General features: G+C 60.6%; 2 tRNA genes and 1 rRNA gene (1 of these 3 cut by a window edge). All 3 read right to left on the bottom strand.

What is annotated here, in order from left to right:
- Window positions 1-152: 152 nt before the first annotated feature.
- Window positions 153-225 (bottom strand) — tRNA-Ala (locus ACT6UX_RS30380).
- A 58-nt stretch (window positions 226-283) separates the two neighbouring features.
- Window positions 284-360 (bottom strand) — tRNA-Ile (locus ACT6UX_RS30375).
- A 208-nt stretch (window positions 361-568) separates the two neighbouring features.
- A 16S ribosomal RNA gene (locus tag ACT6UX_RS30370) occupies window positions 569-696 on the bottom strand; its annotated part runs 641 nt beyond the window's last position; the annotation flags it as partial.

The raw sequence follows: 696 nt of genomic DNA, 5'->3' as shown, positions 1-696 counted from the left end.
CCCCTCATTCCAGTGCGCCAGGAGAAGTCGATCATCCGGGTCGACGATGACGGCATACGCCGCGACCCGCAAATCCATGCTTCACCCTACGACGGATGGGGATCACGGTGGAAACGACGAAAGCCGGCCCGAAGGCCGGCTTTCCTCTCCTGTGGAGCCTGGGAGAATCGAACTCCCGACATCCTGCTTGCAAAGCAGGCGCTCTACCAACTGAGCTATGGCCCCTTCTCAGGGTCAAGCCAGGAGAGCTGTCGACGAACCGTCCAGATGGATCCTAGAGGGCTGGTAGGCCCGGGCAGACTCGAACTGCCGACCTTACGCTTATCAGGCGTACGCTCTAACCACCTGAGCTACGGGCCTAGGGCAGCGCGACAGCCAGGAGTTCCGGGCTCGCGATCGCGTCACCAACCCCGCGACCCGTATAGCCGAGGCGTCGATGACGAAAGTGGAAAGAGAAACGGAGACGGCGGCATCCTGCCGTTTTGCTTTGCGCTACCGCATTGCTGCTTGAGCGCATCGCTATGCGGAGCCTCAATAGTCTCGTGAGAGACTGGAGAAGCATCCTTAGAAAGGAGGTGATCCAGCCGCAGGTTCCCCTACGGCTACCTTGTTACGACTTCACCCCAGTCGCTGACCCTACCGTGGTCGCCTGCTTCCCTTGCGGGTTGGCGCAGCGCCTTCGGGTAAAACCAACTC

The organism is Reyranella sp., assembly GCF_052439685.1.
Taxonomy (GTDB): domain Bacteria; phylum Pseudomonadota; class Alphaproteobacteria; order Reyranellales; family Reyranellaceae; genus Reyranella.
This window is presented reverse-complemented; position numbering and strand designations above follow the sequence as displayed.